We start from the raw sequence: 22,283 nt of genomic DNA on the forward strand, positions 1-22,283 counted from the left end.
CACGCCATGCTGGCCTCATATGTCGCTGATGTCTTCAGCACATGCCAGCAGTCCCGGTCTTTTACGACTGCGCCACGGTTTCCACGTGGTCGACCGATCCAGTCCGCTTCGCATCATTCTTTGCGGACAAACGCCTCCCAGCGTTCGATGCTCCCAGCCCTCGAATTCCAGGGCATTTCGAAAGGCTCTGCGTTTCGACGCCTTGCCTCTCCCTCCATCACCACCTGAACCCCTCACCGGGTTCAGGTTTTTCCGCGGATGTCATCGTCCGCAGGACATGGCTCCGCGCCTTCATCCGAAAGGGCTTGCCATGGCCAACAATTACTATGACGGAACCGGCGTTCTCGTTCTCGATGCAGTCACGCCGATCATCAATGCCCTCTTTGAGGGTTACGCGCTCGATGCCGACTATCCCGGCAGCGGTGACGCCTACATTGCGCTCGTTGCCGAATCCAATAGTCCCGACTGGGACGACATCATGCAAAACCTGCTGGATCTCGCCGAAGCTTGGAGTATTCCGGTGAGCAATCGGGAAGAACCGACGATCCAGTCGGTGCTTCGCGATTTCGTGAGCTTCTTCGGCCCGAGCGATCAAGGCCGTCTGGCGCAGCTCTTGCACCTGATCGAGCATCATACCTTCGACAACGAGGCCGACCTCGAAGAGCTGTTCCTGATTGCGACCTGCTTCAACGACGGCCACAATCTGACAGCGGTAAAGTTCGAGGGTTGCTGGCACTGCGACAAGCCGCGCCTGTTCGAGTTTGGCGGCAACAGCATCTTCATCAGCCGCCGGCTCAATCTCTCCATCGACACATCCCGCCCCTTGGAGATGTTCGACAATCTGCACCAGGCTCTTGTCGATAACGACCTGCCTGCGGCGGCGGCCCTCATCGTCAACGAAACGACGCGCCTTCTCGCCGGCGTCGCCGATCCCGAGGCCCAGGCGACGCTGCGAAAGCTGGTCGCCGAACGCCTGCTGCAATCCCCGTCACCAGCCCCCTGAACACAGGGGCGTCTTTCCTCACCCGCCGGGGCCTGCTCCCCTCGGGGCCGCCACCGGCATTTACTCCCCCTGGAGGATGACCATGACCTCAACCTCAAATCCCTTCGTTCGGGGATATAGAAACCTTCATATCGAACGGACGCTGGTGCTGACGACGGAGGAGAACTCCTCGCTGATCCATATTCCGTTGCATCGCTCGCAGCACGACCTGCCGAGCCACGCGTTGCGATCCCGCAAGTGCCTTTTCAACGGCGATTTCGGGCTTGTCGTGACCGATAGGGAAATTCCGCCCGAACTCAGGGCATCATGCAGCGAACGCGGATATGTCCGCGATGTCGTCTATTCCATCGTCAGTCATGAGGACGACGTCATTCATCACATTGGCGACTGCGGCGCGCTCAATCTCGCGAAGGAGGTTGTCGAGCGCCTGACCTTCGAGACAGGTCGCTATAGCCGGTCCTGGGAAATCAGCACCGCTCATATCACGCACGAGTCCGCAAGCTACCTCCCCGAGTTGGCCGATATCGCTACGCCGACCGGCTTCCTGTTCGTCGCTTTTCGCATTCCTTATTGCGAGGCCATCGGCGTCAAACTGATCGCCACCCCCTGGACGGACGAAAACCTCCAGCACGTCGAAGGCATCAGCGCAGAGGACCTACGTCGGCGACATCTCGCCAAAGGTATGCCGGCGTCCCTCGCGGACGTGCTCCATCTGGCCGCGCTGGCCGATATCCGGTTCCTGATCTTCGATGCCGATGCACCGCTGCTCGACGGCCTGCCGGTCTATGAAGAAGACGCAGGATCTACCGGAAACGACTGATCAGACCACAATGCGAATTTTGAGCCCCTTCCGAGGGGCTTTTTCTTTGCCCGCCGATCGAATGCGGTGATCGCCGGATGCCGATTGCCGCGTGCCTGACGCGCCTCGGCAATGCCATTCTCGCCGCATGTTCGCTGGCGTCGCCGGCAACATCCCAGGCAGTCGAGACCTTGAAGACTGCGGCGCGGCTCGCCGTTCCGGTCATTTTCCTCACAGGGCATTGAGCCCGATTTTCCAACCCTCAAGGGATCACCTCCCTTGCGGACGGGGTCCCTTCTCTTCCCAAGGGAGTCACCCCATGGACCGTGCAGCCATTCGCACGCAATTGCAGACGCTCGTTGCGCCCCATGTTCCGCGCAACGCCCGCCGCTACAAGTATCGCGTTTTCGACGGGCAGCCGCAAGAATCGGCCCTCGGTTTCCGTGTCGACCCGCAGCCTTTCGAGGGCAAGGTGATCGCCACGACCGACGAGGCCATCGTCGTCCAGACGGGGCGCACGGAGTTCGCGGTGGTCGACCGGAGCCTTGCCACCGAAGTGCCCGCAGCGGGGACGAAGGTGTTGGTCAAGCCCTACGCCCGCCGGCGGTTCGACGGCGAGCGCGCGGACACGCCGGAGGTGCGCACCGAATATGGTTCGGACGGCACACCCTACACCGTGAAGAGCATGATCCTCGGTTCCGCGCCGGCGAAGCTGCCGATCCCGGAACCCAAGTGCCCGGAACTGCGCGACCTCATCGAGCAGTTGGAGAAGCTGCCGGCTCCGGACGGCTTCCGCGCCATCACGCATATGCTGGTGGATGCTGGCGCCAAGGATTTCGCATGGGTCGACCCGAAGCCGGGCGACATCATCAAAACGCCGCCGGCGATCAGCTTCACCGTCGATACCGCGAAGTTCAAGGGGCGCGTCGCCGTGATCTACGACCGCGGCGCCGACGTCTATGTCGTCGAGCTTCATGACGGCGAAGAGCGCATCGACAACGTCTACTTCGACACGCTCGGGGCGACGCTGGCGAGCCTCATCGATGACGGCACCTGGCGCCTGATCCAGGTCGAGGTTCTGACACCCGGCCGCAGGCAGACCCGTCACTGATCCCTGGATCGGCTTCATTCGTCGCATCTGGTTTCCCGTCCTCGCGGCGGGAAGCCACTTTCTCGCAGGCTCATCCGAATGGCGGAACGCCTGCCTTCTTTCCTCAGCAAGTGGAGATCATCATGCTGCGCTTCAGAAACGCCGACTTGCGGCCCGTCATCACCGAGGCACTGCAAAACAAGTGCAAGCTCATCCTCGTCAAGGACCAGGGCGTCTATTTCATGTCCGAACGCGGGGAGCAAACGCCCGAAGGACGGCGGAAGTTGCTTGCCTACGCGGTCGGTTGCAATCCGGACGTCGACCCGTTCGACGACTGGTGGGAACTGGCGCGCGCCGAACTCGGCGGCGACGATTTCGCGGAATATATCGACCCGGCGAACCTTGTCTTCGAGCGCGTGCTCAACAGCCAGGACGATATCCAGGTCAAGGCGACCGAGAAGCATCTCACGATCGAGATCTTCCGCGTCGACGAAATCTGATCGGCAGCATAGCTGCCTCTCGCCTCAATCGCCTGCCTGCACGCCGCCATTGGCGTGCAGGATTTCGCTCCCGTGGCGGGAGGTTCGACCGCCCTGCTACCGCTCTGCTCCGGTATGGAGCGATGACCGGGGAGAAAGCACCGTAGCGCGATGGGACGGTTAACCCTTATTGCTGCCAAAGATCGATGAGACATGGAATTGCTACGACAACCTGACCGTGAATTCATAGGCTTCCGGCATTAGCGCCATCGATTACCAGGAGAGAGCCCATGTCGTCCGATCAATCCCACACGTTCTACACGTTTGTCGTCGGAAAACATGACGCCGGCGATCGCTGGCACAACGACGGACATGACGGCCCTTTCTTTGAAACAGAAGGGGAGGCACGCGAGGCCATCCTGGATTTTTTCGACTTCAGGAAGGTCGAGGACAAAGTTGAAGACGGCCCGCCGCCACCGATGCAGCTCGAGAAGATCGTGACCGTTCCCGTCACCAGGGAAGCGCTCCTCGCGCTGCTCAACGACGGCGTCGGCGCCATCGTGCAGCACTACGAGACTATCGAGACCATTGACGGAGGGCGCTGAGTGCCAAAACAACCGAACCCGATCGATGTCCAGGTGGGCGAAAAGATCAGGATGCGCCGCCGCCTGCTTGGTATCAGCCAGGAAACGCTGGGCACCGCCCTCGGCGTCACCTTCCAGCAGGTTCAGAAGTACGAGAAGGGCACGAACAGGGTGAGCGCCAGCCGCCTTCAGAACGTCGCGGAAATCCTGGGCGTGTCGCCGTCATACTTCTTCTCCGGCGAGGGCGAACCTGGTGACAGGGAGAGTGCGAGCGCGACCGAAATCGCCGACTTCGTTTCCTCCCGCGAAGGCCTCGACCTCAACATCGCCTATTCCCGGATCGGCTCACGCGCCCTCAGACGCAGAATCCTCGGCCTGGTCACCGCGCTCGCTGACGGCACCGCCGATGTCGGGAATGAGATGCCCTGAACAGGCGCGATTCCCGCCGTTGGCTCGTCGAGCATAGTCCAGCCTATTCTTCCCCGCGTCGCTCCAACAGATGTGACGCCGCCTGCCCCGCCTCCGTGGCGGGGCTTTTTCGTTGTGCTCATTCTCGATTCCGGCGCTTGACTCCTTCATTAAAAATGAGAACATATAGAGAACAATGGAGGTTGCCATGCAGACCGACAGTATCGAAAAAGCCCTTGCCGAAGTCGCCGCCTGCCGCGCGCTGAGGGAGAGACAACTCGCCCTTCGCGCGGAAAACCAACGCAAGCTGGAAGCAGTCGCAAAGCCGCTTTATGTGCTGAAGAGCAAGAAGCAGCTGGAGTTGCGCCTTCAATGAGCGTGCATCAACGACGGGAGCCGTCCGCACAGGATGAGGCCGCCGAGATCCTGCGCCTGCACGACGGCAATGCGCTGGAGGCCCTACGAACGCTGATCGCCGAACGTGACGCCGTCGAGGAACGGCTTGCCATCGCGGTGATTGCGATGGGCCGGGGCTTTACCAGAGGGTGGCGCCCGTAAGCGCCGCTCGTCGACAGTTGCGGTCAGCGCAGACATGCGGCCTTCTATTCCGCGGAGAACGGAGCGAGCTTCAGCAGCAAGGCAGCCAGGGCGATGACGGCGCCTGTCGTGACCACGCCGGCAAGGAAGGAACCCCAGCGTCGCCACAGCCATAGAGCGTAGTCTGTCCAGGATAGCGACGCCTTCCAGTCGCGATATTCGCGCTTTTGCTCGTCCTCATACGCCTGGTCGGTACGCCAGCCCATTTCGTTGGCCCTCCCCTCGGACCTTCGGCACTTTAGCATCCATTCGACGGAAGTGCAGACACCCGTACCCACCGGAGTTTTCCGTGTTGGAGAATAGGGACGCGGACCGGAACCGATTTCCGGTGGCCCCCGGCATCTATCGGTGCAACGCTTTCCCCGTATCTCGCTGACTTTGTCGGCGACATGCCCAGGTAGCCACCGATCCTCAAGGCTACGACGCGGTCCCGGCCGCGTGATCGACCAGTTCGCTCAGGCATCCCCGGCGAACAGCCGCCCTGACCGGCGGTGATGCCATCCTGATCGTTGTGGGATCCTTTGCGATCCACCAACCAACCCGCGCGGGGGTTACACACCTCCCGCAGGGTCGGTGTGTCTCCGCATTCTTGTCATCAAGTCTGGAGATCCACCATGACCAACACGTCCGAACGGTCGTTCTTCGACCTGCACATCACCGGTATCGGCTATCTCAATCGCATCCGCGAAGTGACCCCGAAAAAGGGCGATGCGTTCCTCGCCTGCGAAATCGCAGCCCTCAATGGTCCGAGCGACGACGTCTCCTATGTGCGTTTCGACACGCGCGTATCGGGCGCCGACGCCCAGCATCTCGTTCGCCGCTGCTTTGACGCCGTCGAGGCGGAGAAGAAGGTGATGATCGGGTTCCGTCTTGGCGACCTGTGGACCGACACGTTTACCTATTCGAAGGGAAAGCGTGCCGGCGAGCAGGGTGTCAGCCTGAAGGCCCGCCTGCTGTTCATCAGCTGGATCAAGGTCGACGGAATCGAGAAGTACAAGGCCGAGCCGAAGCCGGCCGAGACGGAACAGGAGCCTGACGAAACCGAAACCTCTCCCTCCCCCGAGGAGAAGCCGGTTTCCAAGGCTACCGCTCCCAAGGCGAAGGCCGCCTCGCCCAAGGCAGCCAGGCCTTCCTCCGAACCGGCCGATGACGCCGCCGATGCGCGCGCACCGGCTATGGCCGAGTCCTTCTGATCACGTAGCTCGTTGGCGCGAGCATACCTTCTCCCCCCGGCCGCGCGCCGCCGCTTTGCCCTTCCGGCGGCGGCGCGCGGCTGTTTCGTCCTCGACAGGAGCGATCCATGATCACAATCCCCGGCCAGCTGGCCATCAGAACGATTCACGGGCGCAACGGCGCGTTCAATGTCGGACGCCTCGCCACCAGCATCGGCGAATTCGTGGTGAAGAACCCCGAACTCGACCAGTATGACGAGGGCAAATACGATGGTGACTTCGTCATCACCGAGATCCGCCCGTCGACCTATACCGCCAACGGGCGAATGGTCATCGAAATCCGCGCGCACATTGGCGAGATGACCTTGTCCAGCATCGACGCGCTCAGCGGAGACGAGGCAAGCCGCCTGTCACCGCATGAAGTCGACCCGATTGACGAGGAAACGCCGGCACCCACGCCTGTCGCAAAGGCCCCGGCCCGAACGAAGGCACGCAGCCCGCGTGATCCCCTCGTCGACACGACGCCATTCGGCGTGGAACCGGCCAAGCCGGCAGCAGACGCATCCTCCGATACGGACGATGCAGCGCTGTTCGGCACACTCTGGCCGCTCGGCGACATCGTCAAGCTCGATGCCACCGTCGACCGGCGCCTGCTGCGCGAGCAGAGGGACCGGCTCAATCAGCTCGGTTACGAGTTCAAGCCGCTCACGCAGGACTGGCACCGCCTTCAGCCCTGACTTCACCTGTCGACCTTGTCGACGTTCCGCCACCCGCCGGGGTTCCTGCCCCGAGGGGAGGACTCCGGCCTTTCGCCAGGAGAACCCTCATGGGCTGGACATTTTCGAACTGGAAGCGAAACGAGCTGATCCAGCTGCTCGTCGAAACCAGCGAGACCGAAACGCATCGCTACGAGACCCTCGCCTATACCGTGCGCGGCGACGTGCTGTGGTCGGTCGTTCAACGTTCCGTAAGGCAGCCGCCGGATATCCGGCCTGCCGTGGAGCAATCCACCACCTTCATCGGCTGCACGCTGTTGCAGCGGTCGAGCGGATGGTGGGGCTACAAGGCCACGGAAGAAGCGGCACATCCCTTCTATTACACCTGCCCGCTTCGCTACCTGGCGATGGCGCCCGAACAGTCTCGCGCATGGCGTGAGGGCGTTCGGACCTATCATGCCAGACGGCGCGCAACGATCCTTCCGGCCAGCGCGCTTCCCGTCGGCCAGCCGGCCTTCCTCGCCTGATCGGCACTTTCTCTTTCACCCCTTGGGGCGCGTCATCGTCCCGACGGGGCGGTGTCGCCTCTCTTTCCGTGAGGACACACCATGCCTGACATCTCCCAGCAGCCGCTTTACCCCATCGCCGAATGCCCCGACCTGATGGCCGACGGCTATATCGGTGACGAGGACGGCACCCTGCTCTTCCTCTCCGTCTGGGCGCGCGATACCGCCATCCAGCAATTCCTCGCCCGCCTGACGCTCGGCAGCGACGACGAAGGTCTCGACCGGTTCCGGATCCTCATCGACGACACCGGGCGTTCGATCCCGACGCTCATCGGCAATGTCGGCCGTCTGGAGAAGCGCTCGACGCGCGCCTTCCGGCGCACGCTGTTCGGATCGCTGATCAATCTGTGGCTGTTCGACCGGCGCTGCGTCAAACCGGACAAGGCCAATGCCAGCGCGCTGGCCTTCCTGCGCAGGAGCAACGAGGACGGGTTCAGCCGCCTCTGGTCTCTCGTGCAGGACACCTGCCCGCTTCCCCTCCTCGATCACTGGCGTGACACCGTCATGGATCTGCTTGTCGAACGCCAAATGCTCGGCTGCCTTCCGACCGCCCTCGGGCCGCTGGAAGGACATCGGCTGGCGCTGGACGTCCCCATGCTCACCGGCATGCTCGGCGACCTCATACGCGATGGCGTGCTTCTGCCCTCTCCGCAGGAAGAGGCAGCGGGCGAACCGCTGCTGCGGGCCGCCTGATCATCTCCGTGACGCGCGCTCGCCGCGCGTCGCTTTCCCCTCATCAGAACCAGGAGATCCCCCATGGCTCTCATGTTCCCCCGTCTTGCGCGAAACTTCGCCAAGAACGGATATTATCCCACGGACGAGCCGACGCTCGAACGCACACTGAACGCCCTTCAGCCGGCGGCGGGACCGATGAACATCATCGACCCCTGCGCCGGCGAAGGCGTCGCCATCGCCGAGGCGGCGCATGTCCTCGGCCGCGATCTGGTCCTCGCCCATGCCGTCGAGTTCGACGCCGAACGGGCAAGGCATGCCCGCGGCCTCGTGGATCGCTGCATTCACGGCGATGTCATGGACACGCTGATCTCGCGCCAGTCCTTCGGCCTTCTCTGGCTCAACCCGCCCTACGGCGATCTTCCCAAGGACGACAACGGCATCCAGCGTCATCAGATCCAGGGTCGCCCGCGGCTTGAAAAGCTGTTCTATCAACGCAGCCTGCCGCTCCTGCAATATGGCGGCGTGCTGGTCTTCATCGTCCCGCACTATACTCTCGACGCCGAGGTCGTGGGCTGGCTAACCCGCCATTTCACGGACCTGCGCATCTACCGTGCGGTCGAAACGCAGTTCAAGCAGGTGGTGATCTTCGGCAAGCGCGTCCGCAACCGCGAGCTTGCAAGTGCCGCCGCCAAAACCTTCCGTGACCGTCTGTTGCAGATCGGCGCGGGCGAGATCGAGGCGGAGGAACTGCCGGCCGAATGGCCACTGCAGCCTTATGCTGTACCAGTGGCCCAGGCCGAGCCGGAGCAGTTTTATCGGATATCGATGGAGCCGGAGCAGTTCGCCGAGGAGGTCCATCGTCTTCAGGGCCTCTGGCCCTCGGTCGAGACGCATCTCGGCGCCGCGCAGCAATCGTTGCGCCGGCCCGCGCGTGCCCTCTCCCAATGGCACCTCGCCCTGGCGCTCGCCGCCGGTGCGATCTCCGGCGTCGTCACCTCGACGTCCGGCAAGGTCATGGTCGTCAAGGGCGACACCCACAAGGAAAAGTCCCAGACGCTGGAATACACCGAGCGCGAAGACGGCTCCGTCGCCGAGACCCGCATTCTCACGGACAAGTTCGTGCCCGTCATCCGCGCATGGGACATGACGCCCGGCTCCCCGACACGGGGCCAGGTGCTCACCATCCGCTGATGCCTTCCCTGTCGTTCCGACCGGACGGCGGCTTCTCTCACTCTCAACGGAGATTTTACGATGACAGTCAAAGCCAAGGGACCGCCCAGGCTCTTCGATACCGGTGCGCTGTATTTCAGCGACCGGATCCAGCAGCTCATGGACGAAGGCCGGCTCGACCCGCTGCCTTTCTTCCTGCGTCATAGCCGCGGGGATTGGGGCGAAGTCGCCGACTACCAGTGGCATCAGAACAACGCCGCATTGCATTCGGGCAGCCGCCTGGAATCCTTCTTCACCGTTCACCGTGAACTGGCGCTTTCGATCGTCACCGAGGCTGACCGAAGCGCAACCCTGATCCGCGTGTCGTCCGAGCGCTGAGACACGCCCATCTTCACCCACCCACCGGGGTCACGCCGCCCCGATGGGCGTCGTGGCTTCCATCCATGAAGGAGCCCTCATGACAAGCGAAGACCTCTCGCAACTGCCGCAGCCGAAATTCCCGGCCGGCAAGGTCGTCTTCTCCTCCAGCATCACCGATCTCGTCGAACGCGGCCGGTTCGATCCGGCCCGTTATCTCCGCCGCCATCTCAAAGGCGACTGGGGCGACCAGTGCGATGCCGACTGGCAGAGCAACGATACGGCCGTCAAGACCGGCGAGGAGATCCTGATGTCGGTCTATTACATCGACCCGGCGCTCACGCTCTGGATCCTCACCGAAAGCGACCGCAGCGTCACCACGCTGATGCTGCCCGACGAACACTGATCTTCATCCGCGGCTGACGCCGCTTCCCTCCTCCCACCTCCGGGGCATGTCCACTGCCCCGAAAGGGACGGTGCGTGCCCCGTTTTCCGCATGGAGCATCACCGATGTACGATCTCGACGACACGCTCGAGGCCCCCATCGAGGGCGATATTATCGAGGCGGAGCGCGACCCGCTTTCCATCAGCCTGACGGACTTCGTCTCCGAGTTCGGCGACGAACTGCTGGCTTCCCTCAACCGGTCCAATCCGCCTGTTTATACCGGGCAGGCCCGCCCTCATCGGCAGGCCGTGCTCGACGGTCTGAAGCGTCGTCCCTTCGACGCCCAGGCCGACGTCATCCATGCCGTCGCCGAGCTGCTGGTCGATCAGGGCGAGGCCGCCGCGATCATCAATGCCGAGATGGGAACCGGCAAGACGCTGATGGCGATCGCCGTCGCAGCCGTCCTCAAGGCTGAAGGCTTCCGCCGGTCGCTCATCCTCTCCCCGCCGCATCTCGTTTACAAATGGCGGCGGGAAATCCTCGAAACGGTGCCCGGCGCCAAGGTCTGGGTCCTCAACGGCCCCGATACGCTGGTCAAGCTCATCAAGCTGCGCGAACAGCTTGGCGTCCCGGCGACGGGACAGGAGTTTTTCGTTCTCGGCCGCGTCCGGATGCGGATGGGTTTCCATTGGCGACCCGCCTTCACCCGGCGGCGCGTGCCCGACGGCTTCATCGGCGCGTGCCCGCATTGCGGCAATGTCATCACCAACCTCGACGGCGAGCCGGTCAACCCGGTCGAGCTGGAAGCCGAGGAAACGCGCCGCACCTGCGGTCATTGCACTTCGGCGCTGTGGACGCTGATGCGCCCGCGCACGCTCTCCGCAACCGACCAGTCTTCGGCGGTGGTACGAGCCTTGAAGCGCATTCCGACGATCGGCGAAGCGACCGCGCAGCGGCTGATGAAGCAGTTCGGCGAATCCTTCCTGGTCTCTCTCCTCGGCGACAATCTCTACGAGTTCATCAACCTGATGGACGCCCGAGGGGAACTCATCTTCTCCGACCGCCAGGCCCAGCGCATGGAACGCGCGATGGCCAATATGGAGTTCGGCTTCGGCGAAGGGGGATACCAGCCCTCGGAATTCATCAAGAGATACCTTCCGCAAGGCTTCTTCGACCTTCTGATCTGCGACGAAGGCCATGAATACAAAAGCCCCGGCTCCGCACAGGGGCAGGCCATGGGCGTGCTCGCCGCCAAGGCGCGCAAGGCCCTTCTCCTGACCGGCACGCTGATGGGTGGCTATGCGGATGACCTGTTCGCGCTGCTGTTCAGGGTGTTGACCGGCCGCATGATCGAAGACGGCTACCGGCCGGGCAAGACCGGCAGCATGACGGCCGCCAGCATGGCCTTCATGCGCGATCACGGTGTCCTCAAGGACATTTATTCGGAGAGCAACGGGGCGGCGCACAAGACCGCCCGCGGCACCAAGATATCGGTTCGGACGGTCAAGGCTCCGGGCTTCGGCCCCAAGGGCATCTTGAGATGCGTGCTGCCGTTCACCGTCTTCCTCAAGCTCCGCGATATCGGCGGCAACGTGCTTCCTCCCTACGAGGAGGAGTTTCGCGAGGTGGTCATGGACCCCGATCAGGCCAACGCCTATCGGGACCTGGCGAACGATCTCACCGCCCAGCTCAAGCAGGCCCTCGCGCGGCGCGACACTACGCTCCTCGGCGTGGTTCTCAACACGCTCCTCGCCTGGCCGGATACGTGCTTCCGGGCGGAAGCGGTCAAGCATCCGCGCTCGCGAGAACTGATCGCGTTCACACCGCCGCAGTTCTCCGATCTCGAAGTCATGCCGAAGGAGCAGGAACTGATCGACATCTGCAAGGCGGAGAAGGCCGAGGGCCGCAGGGTGCTTGCCTATACCGTCTATACCGGGACGCGGGACACCACGTCGCGGCTGAAGTCGCTGCTCGAACAGGAAGGCCTGAAGGTCGCGGTGCTGCGCGGAAGCGTGGACACGTCGCGGCGCGAGGACTGGATCGCCGAGCAACTGGACCGGGGCATCGACGTGCTTCTGACCAACCCCGAACTGGTCAAGACAGGGCTCGATCTTCTGGAGTTCCCGACCATCGTCTTTCTCCAGTCGGGCTACAACGTCTATACGCTCCAGCAGGCCTCGCGCCGGTCATGGCGTATCGGCCAGCATCTGCACGTCAAGGTCATCTATCTTGGCTATGCCGGAACGTCGCAGATGACGTGCCTGGCGCTGATGGCGAAGAAGATCCTCGTCTCGCAAAGCACCTCCGGCGACGTGCCGGAATCCGGGCTCGATGTCCTCAACCAGGACGGCGACTCCGTCGAGGTGGCCCTGGCAAGGCAACTCGTCGCCGCATGATCCTCGATCTCATGGGACGGTCCAATCGGGCCGTCCCTTTTTTCCTCACCTCTTCCCATCAGAGAAACAAGGAGCTGTTCCATGAGAACCTTGCCTATCGCTGTCGCGTGCTACGACGCCGAGAACAATGCCGACATGCCCGTGTTCACCGTCTCGGTGACGGACGGGGAATATGCAACCGGCGCCCACTACGACAAGGCGCGGGCCTTGGCCAGGGAGGCCGGCTACGAGAGGCCCTTCGTCTGCTTCGAAGGCAAGGATCAGACCGCCATCCTCTCCGCCGCCCGCAAGCTCGAGCTGGTTCCTCGCGTCGTAGCCGTCGACGTCACGGACGGAGAGGTTTGCTCTGTCCGCTGCGATGCCGGCGAGATCAAAGTGATCTGCTACGACACGTCCAATACGGAAGACTTCCCGTTCGTCGTGTTCGACCTGCCGGTCGGGGAAAGCGGCTCTAACGTGCCATGCTGGGCTCATGTCCAGCCGGCCGACGTCGACCCAACACTCAAGAAGCTTTGGTGACGTTCCGAACGCCGACCACTGCGTCAGCAATCGACCTTATAATCGCGGCCCCTTCGGGGGCCGTTTCGCTGGATAATGGCGCACTTTGCCACACTCGGCAGGCAAAGCAGATCTATGCCGTCGACGGAAAAGTGCGGTAGGTTTCGCCACAGAGTTCGTCTGGCCGGAAAGAAGCGCAAGGGATGGTCCACCGGAGTTGCTGCATCGTGGGCGCGGGTCCCGCCGGGTTGATGCTCGGCCTTTTGCTCGCACGTGCTGGCGTCGATGTGACGGTCGTCGAGAAGCACGGGGATTTCCTGCGCGACTTTCGCGGCGACACCGTCCATCCTTCCACGCTGGAGGTGATGCACGAACTGGGCCTTCTCGACGGATTGCTGCAACTGCCGCACACGCAGGCGCCAAAACTTCATGCCGAGATCGGCGGCAAGGACATCACCATCGCCGACTTCTCGCGCCTGCCAACGAAATGCCGTTTCATCGCCTTCATGCCGCAATGGGAATTCCTCGACTATGTGGCGCGCGAAGCAGGGCGGCTCCCAAATTTCCACCTGCTTATGCGCGCGCAGGTGACGGCGCTCTTCGAAGCGGAAGGGCGCATCGCCGGCGTCCGCGTCGCCACGGCGGATGGGGAGACGGATATCAGGGCCGCGCTGGTCGTCGGCGCGGACGGGCGCAACTCCGTCGTGCGGGAGAAGGCCGGGCTGGAGATCGAGCGCTTCGGCAGCCCGCGCGACGTGCTGTGGATGAAGCTCTCGCATCAGCCCGACGATCCGCCCTATGTCATGGGCCACGGCGGGCCGAGGCAGGGGTTCGTGATGGTCGACCGCGGCGATTATTGGCAATGCGGCTATGTGGTGCGCAAGGGCTCCTATGCGGATGTGAAGGCGGCCGGCATCGATGCTTTCCGGGAGGCCGTCGCCGCCGTTTCGCCGCTGCCGCCGGAACGGATGCAGGAGGTCCGCTCCTGGGATGACGTGCATCTGCTGAGCGTGCGGATCGACCGGCTCAAGCGCTGGTGGCGGCCGGGCCTTCTATGCATCGGCGATGCGGCGCACGCCATGTCGCCGATCGGCGGATTCGGCGTCAATCTGGCGATCCAGGATGCGGTCGCCACCGCGAACATCCTTGCCGGCCCGCTTCGCGACGGCACCTTGGCCGACAGGCATCTCGCCGACGTGCAGGCGCGACGCTCGTTTCCGACCAAGGCGACGCAGAAACTGCAACTGATGATGCAGCGCGACCGCAGCAAGCGCGAGGCGGAGGACAAGCGGCGCGAGGGGCCGCCCTCCTTCATGCGCGGCATCGCACGCTGGCCCGTGCTTGCCCATCTCGCCGGCCGCCTGGTCGGGCTCGGCTTCCGGCCGGAGCATATCCGGTAGCGCGACCACGCTTCTTCTCCTCTGCTCCGGAAACCGGGGCGACCGTGTTCCCCTTTGTTTGCTGATCGCCCGATCCGGGCGGCGGATGGTGATGGCTCCATGTTCCAGGGGATCCATCCATGCGCTTCACCAGCCAAATCCGTCGCAAACTTACGGGTTGCGGTTCTGTCCTGATTGTCGCCATGGCGACGGCAGGGTGCTCCACAATCGCCGAGCCTCCGGAGCCGACGCCTGTTCGGCCCGTCTCTTTTCCTCTGGCGGAACCGGATCCCGACTTCATTCCCGTCCTGCGTCAGGGTCGCTACACCCTGGTCGAGCTTGCGCCGGCATCGGCGCAGCGGGATCTGATGCGACAGGTGGTCACGGTTTCCCTTCCCGAGGGCCGCAGAAGCACGGTCGGCGACGCCCTGCGGCAGATCCTGTCCCGCTCGGGCTACAAGCTGTGCTCCGCCGATGATGCCGCCACGCTGTCGGCGCTGCCCTTGCCGGCCTCACACCATCGCCTCGGACCGCTGATGCTGCGCGACGCGCTCCTGACGCTGTCCGGATCGGCATGGAACCTGCAGGTCGATGACAGGACCCGCACCGTCTGCTTCTACCGCGCACCGTTCCCCGCCTTCGCCGCCAGCGAGATGAAACCCGACTTCGACACGACCAGGGTCGCCGCCCTCAGCACCCACGCTGTCGCCAGGAAAGCAAAGCCATGACGACGTTGAGATTCAAGCGGTCCGCACATCCCCTCGCCCTCGCCCTCGTCCTCGGTCTTTCCGTCTGGTGCTGCCTGCCCGCCAACGCGCAGGATTCGCGCTCGGCCGCCTCGACGAATGTCCCGAGCCGAGAACAGCCGGCCGTCGTTGAACGAAGCGACGAACAGAAGGCGAGCGACTGGGGCCTGCGCGAGGAGGAATGGGCGCGATACCGCGCCGTCATGCAGGGACCGCTCGGCATCCAGTCCCCCAACCTCGATCCGCTGACGGCTCTCGGCATCGAAGCGCGCTCCGACGAGGAGCGGCGGCGCTATGCGGAGTTGCAGGTCGGGATCGAAGCGCGCCGGGTCGAGAAGCTGCTGGCCTACCAACGCGCCTACGACGAGGCCTGGCAGCGCCTGCACCCCGACATGGAACGCATCAGCGCATCGCTGACGGACACCGACGCATCTGCCGGCGAAGTGGGTCGGCTCGCCGTCTTCGTGAAGGATGGATGCCCCTCCTGCGACCGGACCGTGCAGCGGCTCCAGACGGCCGGAACGGAATTCGATCTCTATGTCGTCGGAAGCCGGCAGGACGATACCCGCATCCGCGACTGGGCGAAAGGCGTCCGGATCGATCCCGGCAAGGTCCGCGCCGGCGCGATCACGCTGAACCACGATTCCGGCCGCTGGCTGTCGCTCGGCCTTGAGGGAGACCTGCCCGCCGTCGTGCGGCAGGTGAACGGTCAATGGCAGCGCCAGTGATGCGCACCGCCCTCGCGACCGCGGTCCTGATCGCCGGCACGTTCGGGGCCAGCCCGGTCTTGCCGCAGGAGGTTCCGCCTCCGGCCTACCAGATCGCCGCGCAGCGTGCCGGCGTCCCCTCGCCGGTCCTCTATGCCATCGCCTTGCAGGAGAGCGGGATACGCAAGGGCGGCCGCGTCATCCCCTGGCCGTGGACCTTGAACGTCGCGGGTGCCGGCCGCCGGTTCGACAGCAAAGCGGAGGCCTGCGCCGGTTTGAGCCAGGCGATGCGGGAAGCTCCCCTGACGCGCGTCGACGTCGGCCTCGGTCAGATCAATCTCGGGTATCAGCAGCATCGTTACGATCATCCCTGCGACCTGCTCGACCCCTACCGCAATCTCGTCATCGCCGCCGAGATCCTGAAGGAGCAGCACAATCCCGGCGAGGAATGGATGCTCGCCATCGGCCGCTACCATCGCCCGGCCGGCGGCCCGCCAGCGGCGCGCTATCGCCGCAGCGTCGGCCAGCATCTCGCCCGCGTGCTCGGCGTTCCCGGCAAGCGAAGGGATTGAGCGATGCCGTCCCTCATCGTTCCGCGCCGGCAGGCCTATCCGCCATCAAGACGCCCACGCCATTCCCTGTTCCGCAACAGGCCGGCGGATGGCGACGAGACGTTCCAGCATCTGGTCAACGTGTCGGGCGGCAAGGACAGCACGGCCGTCTATCTGCTGGCGCTGGAAGCTGGCCGCCCGTTTCGCGCGGTGTTCGCCGATACCGGCCATGAGCATGAACTGACCTATGAGTTCGTCTCGCGCCTTTCCGAGCGCACGGGCGGCCCGCCGATCGAGATCGTCCGCGCCGACTTTTCCGCACGGCTCGCCAGTCACCGCAACTACATCCTCCGCGAATGGCCGAAACAGGGCGTACCGGACGAGATTGTCGCGGAAGCGGCCGCCCTCAACGTGCCGACAGGCATTCCCTTTCTAGACCTCTGCATCTGCAAGGGTCGCTTCCCGAGCAGGATGGCGCAATTCTGTTCAGAGGAGCTGAAATCCCTGCCGATAACCTTGCAGGTCGTCTTTCCGATGCTGCGCAACGGCCCGGTTCTGCAATGGCTCGGCATCCGCGCCGCCGAAAGCCACAATAGGGCGAAGCTGCCGTTCTGGAACCGCCATGACAGCGGCTGCATGCTCTGGCGGCCGATCTTCCGGTGGTCGGTCGATGATGTCTGGTCGATGCACCGGCGGCACGGCATCGCCCCGAACCCGCTTTATGGGCTTGGCATGGGCCGCGTCGGCTGCATGCCCTGTATCAACTGCCGCAAGAACGAGCTGCGCGAGATCGCATCGCGCTTTCCCGAGCATATCGAGCGGGTGGCGCGCTGGGAGGCGATCGTCTCCGCCGCGAACAAGCGCCGCGTCTCGACCTTCTTCGCCGCGCTGAAGGACCCGATGGATGTGGATCGGCCCGGCACCTATGCCGGCATCCACACCGTCGTCGAGTGGAGCCGCACCAGCCGCGGCGGGCGGCAATATGAACTGTTCTTCGACGGTCAGGCCGGCAGCGGCTGCAATTCCGATCTGGCACTCTGCGAATGGAATGAGGCGCAGCGCAACACGATTGATCTCGCCGCCCTCGCACCGCCGGTCTCATGAGGCCGTGCATGATCCACTATCACGGCACGCCCCTCACCCCGCGATCCGAGCTGGCCAAGCTGGCGGGCAGACATTTCTGCGTCTCGTTTGCGGCGGCCCAGGACGCCGACTGGTGCCTCGCGCACGGCCAGTCGGTCATGTGGGACAGTGGCGCGTTCTCCGCCTTCACCCGCGGGCACAGCGTCGAATGGGACAGCTATTACCGCTGGTTGGAGCCGCGCATCGGCGGTGAGAACTGGGCCGTCATTCCGGACGTGATTGACGGCACGGTGGAGGCACAGCGAGAGCTAGTCCAGCAATGGCCGTATCCGCAGGTGGCCGGCGCCCCGGTCTGGCATATGGCGCTGCCGGTCGACTATCTCCTCGAACTCGCCGATGGCTGGCCGCGCATCTGTTTCGGAAGCTCCGGCCTCTATTGGCAGGTGGGATCGGAAGCCTGGCGTCGCAGGGCCGATGAGGCGTTCAACGCGCTTGCCCGGGGCGGCCACATTCCATGGCTGAAGGTCCACATGCTGCGCGGTCTGCGGCTTGCCGGGGAACGCTGGCCCTTCGCCTCGGCCGACAGTGCGAACGTTGCCCGGAACTTCAAGAATATCGGTGCGGAAGCATGCCCCGAGAGGATGGTCCGGCGGATCGACGCCGAGCAGTGCCCGATCGCCTGGACCGAGCGAACCATCAGGAGGGAGCCGTTCCATGGGCCTTAAGGCGATTTCCCTGATCGCGGCCTTCGCCGCGACCGTTCCCCTCGCGAACTGGATGATCGGCAATGTCGGAACCAGATGCGTTCCGGATGGGCCTTGCACCATCCCGGTCGGCTTCGGGCTCGAAGCACCCAGCGGTGTCCTGGTCGTTGGCGCGGCGCTCGTGCTGCGCGATCTCGTTCAGGAGGCTGGCGGGATTCGCGCCGCGCTGGCGGCCGTCGCCATCGGCACCGCGCTCTCCTGGTTCATCGCGCCGCCCGCGCTTGTCGTTGCTTCGGCCTCTGCCTTCGTTCTGGCGGAGCTGACGGACCTCGCCGTCTATACGCCGCTCCGCGTGCGCAGGCCCGGCTTGGCCATCATCGCAAGCGGCAGCGCCGGCGCGCTGGTCGACAGCGCGGTCTTCCTCTGGCTCGCCTTCGGATCGGTCGATTTTCTCGCCGGACAAGTCGCCGGAAAGCTCTGGTTTAGCCTGCTGGCGGCGCCGGTCATCGTGCTCGCGCGCAGGCATTCCGGTCGCGCCGGCTTCTCCATTCCCCCCGAGCCCACTGCAAGGAGCAAATCCTCATGACCCATCGCTCGATTTCCGGGACACGCATCACCGTGTCCATCTTCGTCTGCTTGTTGGCCGGCTCTTCGGTGCTCGCCCAGTCCCAGCCGCTGATCGTGGTCGAGGATCATGGCGGGATCTCCGCCCTTCCCTTCTACCAGGCCCTCGATCTGCCGCCGAAGCAGGGGCAGCCCGTTCCGCCGATCACCGCCGTCCCCGCGACGCCGCGAACGGTCTTTTCCGAGGCCGACATGCTGCCGGTCCGCTCGGATCGCCTGTCACAAGGCGACGAGCCGCGCCGGGTCATTCAGGCGCCCGGCCTCACCCCGATGTTCCTGGTCGGCGACGACGAGCGATCCCGTGCCTGGCTCCGCGAGCGCGGCCACATCCTGCGCGACCTGAACGCCGTCGGTCTGGTGGTCAATGTCGAGACGGCCGAGGCGCTGGCGAATCTCCGCAAGTTGGCCGGCAGCCTGACGCTCTCGCCCTCCTCCGGCGACGATCTCGCCGGGCGGCTGGGCCTGCGCCACTATCCGGTGCTGATCACCGCGACCGGCATCGAGCAATGAGGCGGCGGCCATGGCCAATCCCCATTCGGTCGAAGTGCTGCTGCGGCCGGCAGTTGAGCTCTACACCGTCGCCGTCTGCGCCGGCGCGGCGCTGGTCTGCGTCGTTGCCCCCTGGTCGCTGGCGCTGAGCCCGGTTCTCGGTCTCGGCTCCTCTACCGCGTTCCTCACCTTCGGCGCGATCCGCCTGCGTGACGCGCTCTCGATCCTGCGCTATCGCCGCAACATCCGCCGCCTGCCGCGCTACATCATGACCAGCGGGAGCGTTCCGGTCAGCCGGCAACGCCTGTTCATCGGCCGTGGCTTCCGCTGGGAGCAGCGGCACACCCATCGCCTGATGCAGACCTACCGGCCGGAGTTCCGGCACTATGTCGAGCCGACGGCGCTCTACCGGTTCACGCGCCGCCTCGAGCAGCGGCTGGAGTTCGCGCCGCATCCGCTCTCAAAACTCGCCCGGCTGACCGCATGGGACAGTCCGCTCAATCCGGTGCGACCGCTACCGCCGGTCGGCGGCATCCCGCGCCTGCACGGGATCGAACCGCATGAGATCGACGTCACCTTGCCGCTCGGCGAGCGCGTCGGACACTCCCTCGTCCTCGGCACCACCCGCGTCGGCAAGACGCGGCTGGCCGAACTGTTCATCACCCAGGACATCCGCCGGAAAACTGCAGATGGCGAGCACGAGGTGGTGATCGTTCTCGATCCCAAGGGTGACGCGGATCTGCTCAAGCGGATGTATGTCGAGGCTAAGCGTGCCGGCCGCGCTGGCGAATTCTACTGTTTCCATCTCGGCTGGCCGGATATTTCCGCGCGCTACAACGCCGTCGGCCGCTTCGGTCGGATTTCCGAAGTCGCCACGCGCATCGCCGGCCAGCTTTCCGGTGAGGGCAACTCAGCGGCCTTCCGCGAGTTCGCCTGGCGCTTCGTCAACATCATCGCGCGGGCGCTGGTTGAGCTGGGGCAGCGGCCGGACTACCTGCTGATCCAGCGGCACGTCGTCAATATCGACGCGCTGTTCATCGAATATGCTCAGGCGTTTTTCGCCCGGCACGAGCCGAAGGCCTGGGAGGTTATCGTCCAGATCGAGGCGAAGCTCAACGAAAAGACCATCCCCCGCCACATGGTCGGCCGCGAGAAGCGTGTCGTCGCGCTCGAACAGTATCTGTCGCAGGTCCGGGTGTACGATCCGGTGCTCGACGGGCTGCGCTCGGCCGTGCGATACGACCGGACGTATTTCGACAAGATCGTGGCCTCGTTGCTGCCGCTCCTCGAAAAGCTGACCACCGGCAAGACGGCGCAGCTCCTCGCGCCGAACTATTCCGACCTCAACGATCCGCGCCCGATCTTCGACTGGATGCAGATCATCCGCAAGCGCGCCGTCGTCTATGTCGGGCTGGATGCACTCTCAGACGCGGAGGTCGCCGCCGCCGTCGGTAATTCCATGTTTTCCGATCTCGTCTCCGTCGCCGGCCATATCTACAAGTTCGGGATCGATGACGGCCTGCCCGGCGCCGACGCGGGAAACAAGGTCCCGATCAACGTCCATGCCGACGAGTTCAACGAGCTCATGGGCGACGAGTTCGTGCCACTCGTCAACAAGGGTGGTGGCGCGGGACTTCAGGTCACCGCCTATACCCAGACCCTCAGCGACATCGAGGCGCGCATCGGCAATCGCGCGAAGGCCGGACAGGTCGTCGGCAACTTCAACAACCTGTTCATGTTGCGCGTGCGCGAGACCGCCACGGCCGAACTGCTGACCAGGCAACTGCCCAAGGTCGAGGTCTATACGACGGCGATCGTCAGCGGCGCGACCGACAGTTCGGATATCCGCGCGAAGACGGATTTCACCAGCAATACGGCCGACCGGATCACCAGCTCATCCGTTCCGATGATCGAACCGGCGCACGTCGTCGGCCTGCCGAAGGGACAGGCCTTCGCGCTGCTGGAAGGTGGCAATCTCTGGAAAATCCGCATGCCGCTTCCCGCACCCGATCCGGACGAGGAGATGCCGAAAGACCTGCAGCAACTCGCCGGCTACATGCGTCAGCACTATGTCGAGGCCGCCGACTGGTGGTGGGACAATCAGGGTGTTCCCGATCTCCAGGATGCCCCGCTGCCGGACGATCTGCTCGACAGCTTCCGGCATCTGGAGATGGACAAGGACGCGGGTGAGGTTACCCCATGAGCGATCCGGCCGCCGCAGCCGCCAGGCAACAGGACCGCCAGCAAGGGCTGATCGCCGGCCTGATTATGCTGCCGTTCCGTATGCTCGGCGTGCTTGCCGGCTCGCTCCTCCTCAGCATCGCCATCGAATGCGTCTGCATGTATTTCTTCTGGCCGGAGGAAGGCTGGCATCATGCGTCCTCCATGCTCGACCATGAACTCGCCCAGCTCTCGCAGAATTTTACGCGCAGCGCCGTGGTGCAGGAGCCAGGCCGGACCGCGCATTGGCTGGTCGAGCAGGCCTATGAATGGATTTTTGTGAAGAGCGGGCTGACGGAATGGATGGCGTCGGCGTCGAGCCAGGCGAGCGCTCCCGCCCGCGGCGCGGCCCGCGATTTCCGCTACTATATCAGCCTCGTCTATGTCTGGACCGAAAGCTATCTGATCGCCGCCGCCTTCGTGCTGCTGGTGTTCATCGTCCGCTTGCTCGTGCTGGTCCTCACCCTGCCGCTATTCGTCCTCGCGGCCTTCGTCGGCCTGGTCGACGGTCTTGTCCGGCGAGACATCCGCCGGTTTGGCGCGGGCCGTGAATCCGGGTTCGTCTATCACCGCGCCAAGGCCTCGCTGATGCCGCTCGCCGTCGCGCCGTGGGTGATCTACCTCGCCTTGCCCATCAGCGTGCATCCGCTGCTGATCCTGCTGCCGAGCGCCATCCTGCTCGGCATCGCGATGGACGTTTTCGCCGGAAGCTTCAAGAAGTACCTCTAACGAAAGTGCGAGCGACAAACGCGATCAACCTTCAACTGACCACTTGTCTCAGATGGAGAGGTGCCATGTCCCAGGCTAAACGCCAACCTTCGCTCGACATAATCATCACCCGGACGTGGGAAGTAGACCTGAGACGGGCGGGAATTGTCTCCGAGC

28 protein-coding genes are annotated in these 22,283 nt (G+C 64.2%); 27 read left to right on the top strand and 1 reads right to left on the bottom strand.

Going from position 1 to position 22,283, the window contains the following annotated elements; translation table 11 throughout:
* Nucleotides 1–310: 310 nt before the first annotated feature.
* The 8 genes from CRO48_RS19685 to CRO48_RS19720 all read left to right on the top strand — a co-directional run bounded on the left by CRO48_RS19685 (nt 311) and on the right by CRO48_RS19720 (nt 4,921).
* A complete protein-coding gene (locus CRO48_RS19685; RefSeq protein ID WP_097141583.1) occupies nt 311–1,003 on the top strand; it encodes a hypothetical protein in 693 nt (230 codons plus the stop codon).
* A gap of 82 nt (nt 1,004–1,085) precedes the next feature.
* Nucleotides 1,086–1,823, top strand: coding sequence for a DUF5983 family protein (locus CRO48_RS19690; RefSeq protein WP_097141584.1), 738 nt, complete (start codon nt 1,086–1,088; stop codon nt 1,821–1,823).
* A 298-nt stretch (nt 1,824–2,121) separates the two neighbouring features.
* Nucleotides 2,122–2,913 (top strand): GTPase, encoded by a 792-nt coding sequence (locus CRO48_RS19695; protein WP_097141585.1) that lies wholly within the window; start codon nt 2,122–2,124, stop codon nt 2,911–2,913.
* Nucleotides 2,914–3,035: 122 nt separating this feature from the next.
* Entirely contained in the window at nt 3,036–3,392 is a 357-nt protein-coding gene (locus CRO48_RS19700; protein ID WP_455363838.1) for a DUF3085 domain-containing protein, read from the top strand.
* A gap of 269 nt (nt 3,393–3,661) precedes the next feature.
* Nucleotides 3,662–3,976 (top strand): hypothetical protein, encoded by a 315-nt coding sequence (locus CRO48_RS19705; RefSeq protein WP_097141586.1) that lies wholly within the window; start codon nt 3,662–3,664, stop codon nt 3,974–3,976.
* The gene (locus tag CRO48_RS19710; protein ID WP_280952679.1) at nt 3,977–4,384 is read left to right on the top strand and encodes a helix-turn-helix domain-containing protein; all 408 of its coding nucleotides are present in this window, start codon (nt 3,977–3,979) and stop codon (nt 4,382–4,384) included.
* Between the two features lie 187 nt (nt 4,385–4,571).
* Nucleotides 4,572–4,739, top strand: a complete 168-nt coding sequence (locus CRO48_RS32280) for a hypothetical protein (protein ID WP_176526822.1) — start codon at nt 4,572–4,574, stop codon at nt 4,737–4,739.
* Nucleotides 4,736–4,921, top strand: coding sequence for a hypothetical protein (locus tag CRO48_RS19720; RefSeq protein WP_097141588.1), 186 nt, complete (start codon nt 4,736–4,738; stop codon nt 4,919–4,921). The genes CRO48_RS32280 and CRO48_RS19720 overlap by 4 nt, the downstream gene beginning before the upstream one ends.
* Nucleotides 4,922–4,965: 44 nt before the next feature.
* Here CRO48_RS19720 and CRO48_RS19725 read toward each other — a convergent pair whose 3' ends face one another.
* Entirely contained in the window at nt 4,966–5,166 is a 201-nt protein-coding gene (locus tag CRO48_RS19725; RefSeq protein ID WP_097141589.1) for a hypothetical protein, read from the bottom strand.
* A 408-nt stretch (nt 5,167–5,574) separates the two neighbouring features.
* Here CRO48_RS19725 and CRO48_RS19730 point away from each other — a divergent pair, with 408 nt between their 5' ends.
* From CRO48_RS19730 to CRO48_RS19820, 19 genes are all read left to right on the top strand, one after another.
* Complete coding sequence (locus CRO48_RS19730) at nt 5,575–6,153, top strand: STY4534 family ICE replication protein (protein ID WP_097141590.1); 579 nt, start codon at nt 5,575–5,577, stop codon at nt 6,151–6,153.
* A 107-nt stretch (nt 6,154–6,260) separates the two neighbouring features.
* The gene (locus tag CRO48_RS19735; protein WP_097141591.1) at nt 6,261–6,869 is read left to right on the top strand and encodes a DUF3275 family protein; all 609 of its coding nucleotides are present in this window, start codon (nt 6,261–6,263) and stop codon (nt 6,867–6,869) included.
* Nucleotides 6,870–6,958: 89 nt separating this feature from the next.
* Nucleotides 6,959–7,375, top strand: coding sequence for a hypothetical protein (locus CRO48_RS19740; RefSeq protein WP_097141592.1), 417 nt, complete (start codon nt 6,959–6,961; stop codon nt 7,373–7,375).
* Nucleotides 7,376–7,456: 81 nt separating this feature from the next.
* Nucleotides 7,457–8,107, top strand: coding sequence for a hypothetical protein (locus CRO48_RS19745; protein WP_097141593.1), 651 nt, complete (start codon nt 7,457–7,459; stop codon nt 8,105–8,107).
* A gap of 63 nt (nt 8,108–8,170) precedes the next feature.
* Nucleotides 8,171–9,280: a DUF6094 domain-containing protein gene (locus CRO48_RS19750; RefSeq protein ID WP_097141594.1), complete on the top strand. Its 1,110-nt coding sequence runs from the start codon at nt 8,171–8,173 to the stop codon at nt 9,278–9,280.
* 60 nt (nt 9,281–9,340) lie between these two features.
* Entirely contained in the window at nt 9,341–9,637 is a 297-nt protein-coding gene (locus CRO48_RS19755) for a hypothetical protein (RefSeq protein ID WP_097141595.1), read from the top strand.
* 79 nt (nt 9,638–9,716) lie between these two features.
* On the top strand, nt 9,717–10,022 hold the full coding sequence (locus CRO48_RS19760; RefSeq protein WP_097141596.1) for a hypothetical protein: 306 nt from the start codon (nt 9,717–9,719) through the stop codon (nt 10,020–10,022).
* A 104-nt stretch (nt 10,023–10,126) separates the two neighbouring features.
* Entirely contained in the window at nt 10,127–12,397 is a 2,271-nt protein-coding gene (locus CRO48_RS19765; RefSeq protein WP_097141597.1) for a DEAD/DEAH box helicase family protein, read from the top strand.
* Between the two features lie 81 nt (nt 12,398–12,478).
* Nucleotides 12,479–12,916 (top strand): hypothetical protein, encoded by a 438-nt coding sequence (locus tag CRO48_RS19770; protein ID WP_097141598.1) that lies wholly within the window; start codon nt 12,479–12,481, stop codon nt 12,914–12,916.
* Between the two features lie 182 nt (nt 12,917–13,098).
* A complete protein-coding gene (locus CRO48_RS19775; RefSeq protein WP_097141599.1) occupies nt 13,099–14,295 on the top strand; it encodes an FAD-dependent oxidoreductase in 1,197 nt (398 codons plus the stop codon).
* Nucleotides 14,296–14,414: 119 nt separating this feature from the next.
* On the top strand, nt 14,415–15,002 hold the full coding sequence (gene pilL2 / locus CRO48_RS19780; RefSeq protein WP_097141600.1) for a PFGI-1 class ICE element type IV pilus protein PilL2: 588 nt from the start codon (nt 14,415–14,417) through the stop codon (nt 15,000–15,002).
* Nucleotides 14,999–15,748, top strand: a complete 750-nt coding sequence (locus CRO48_RS19785) for a TIGR03759 family integrating conjugative element protein (RefSeq protein WP_097141601.1) — start codon at nt 14,999–15,001, stop codon at nt 15,746–15,748. Before pilL2 ends, CRO48_RS19785 begins: the two co-directional genes overlap by 4 nt.
* Nucleotides 15,733–16,299, top strand: coding sequence for a transglycosylase SLT domain-containing protein (locus tag CRO48_RS19790; RefSeq protein ID WP_097141602.1), 567 nt, complete (start codon nt 15,733–15,735; stop codon nt 16,297–16,299). Before CRO48_RS19785 ends, CRO48_RS19790 begins: the two co-directional genes overlap by 16 nt.
* 3 nt (nt 16,300–16,302) lie before the next feature.
* On the top strand, nt 16,303–17,382 hold the full coding sequence (locus CRO48_RS19795) for a phosphoadenosine phosphosulfate reductase domain-containing protein (protein ID WP_097141603.1): 1,080 nt from the start codon (nt 16,303–16,305) through the stop codon (nt 17,380–17,382).
* 8 nt (nt 17,383–17,390) lie between these two features.
* Nucleotides 17,391–18,086 (top strand): hypothetical protein, encoded by a 696-nt coding sequence (locus CRO48_RS19800; protein ID WP_097141604.1) that lies wholly within the window; start codon nt 17,391–17,393, stop codon nt 18,084–18,086.
* Nucleotides 18,076–18,651 (top strand): VUT family protein, encoded by a 576-nt coding sequence (locus CRO48_RS19805; RefSeq protein WP_097141605.1) that lies wholly within the window; start codon nt 18,076–18,078, stop codon nt 18,649–18,651. The genes CRO48_RS19800 and CRO48_RS19805 overlap by 11 nt, the downstream gene beginning before the upstream one ends.
* Nucleotides 18,648–19,199, top strand: coding sequence for an integrating conjugative element protein (locus CRO48_RS19810; protein WP_097141606.1), 552 nt, complete (start codon nt 18,648–18,650; stop codon nt 19,197–19,199). Before CRO48_RS19805 ends, CRO48_RS19810 begins: the two co-directional genes overlap by 4 nt.
* A 10-nt stretch (nt 19,200–19,209) precedes the next feature.
* Nucleotides 19,210–21,381, top strand: a complete 2,172-nt coding sequence (gene traD, locus CRO48_RS19815; RefSeq protein ID WP_097141607.1) for a type IV conjugative transfer system coupling protein TraD — start codon at nt 19,210–19,212, stop codon at nt 21,379–21,381.
* Nucleotides 21,378–22,127, top strand: coding sequence for a TIGR03747 family integrating conjugative element membrane protein (locus CRO48_RS19820; RefSeq protein WP_097141608.1), 750 nt, complete (start codon nt 21,378–21,380; stop codon nt 22,125–22,127). The genes traD and CRO48_RS19820 overlap by 4 nt, the downstream gene beginning before the upstream one ends.
* Nucleotides 22,128–22,283 lie beyond the last annotated feature (156 nt).

Origin of the sequence: Rhizobium subbaraonis, from assembly GCF_900220975.1 — a bacterium.
Classification (GTDB): Bacteria; Pseudomonadota; Alphaproteobacteria; order Rhizobiales; family Rhizobiaceae; genus Mycoplana; species Mycoplana subbaraonis.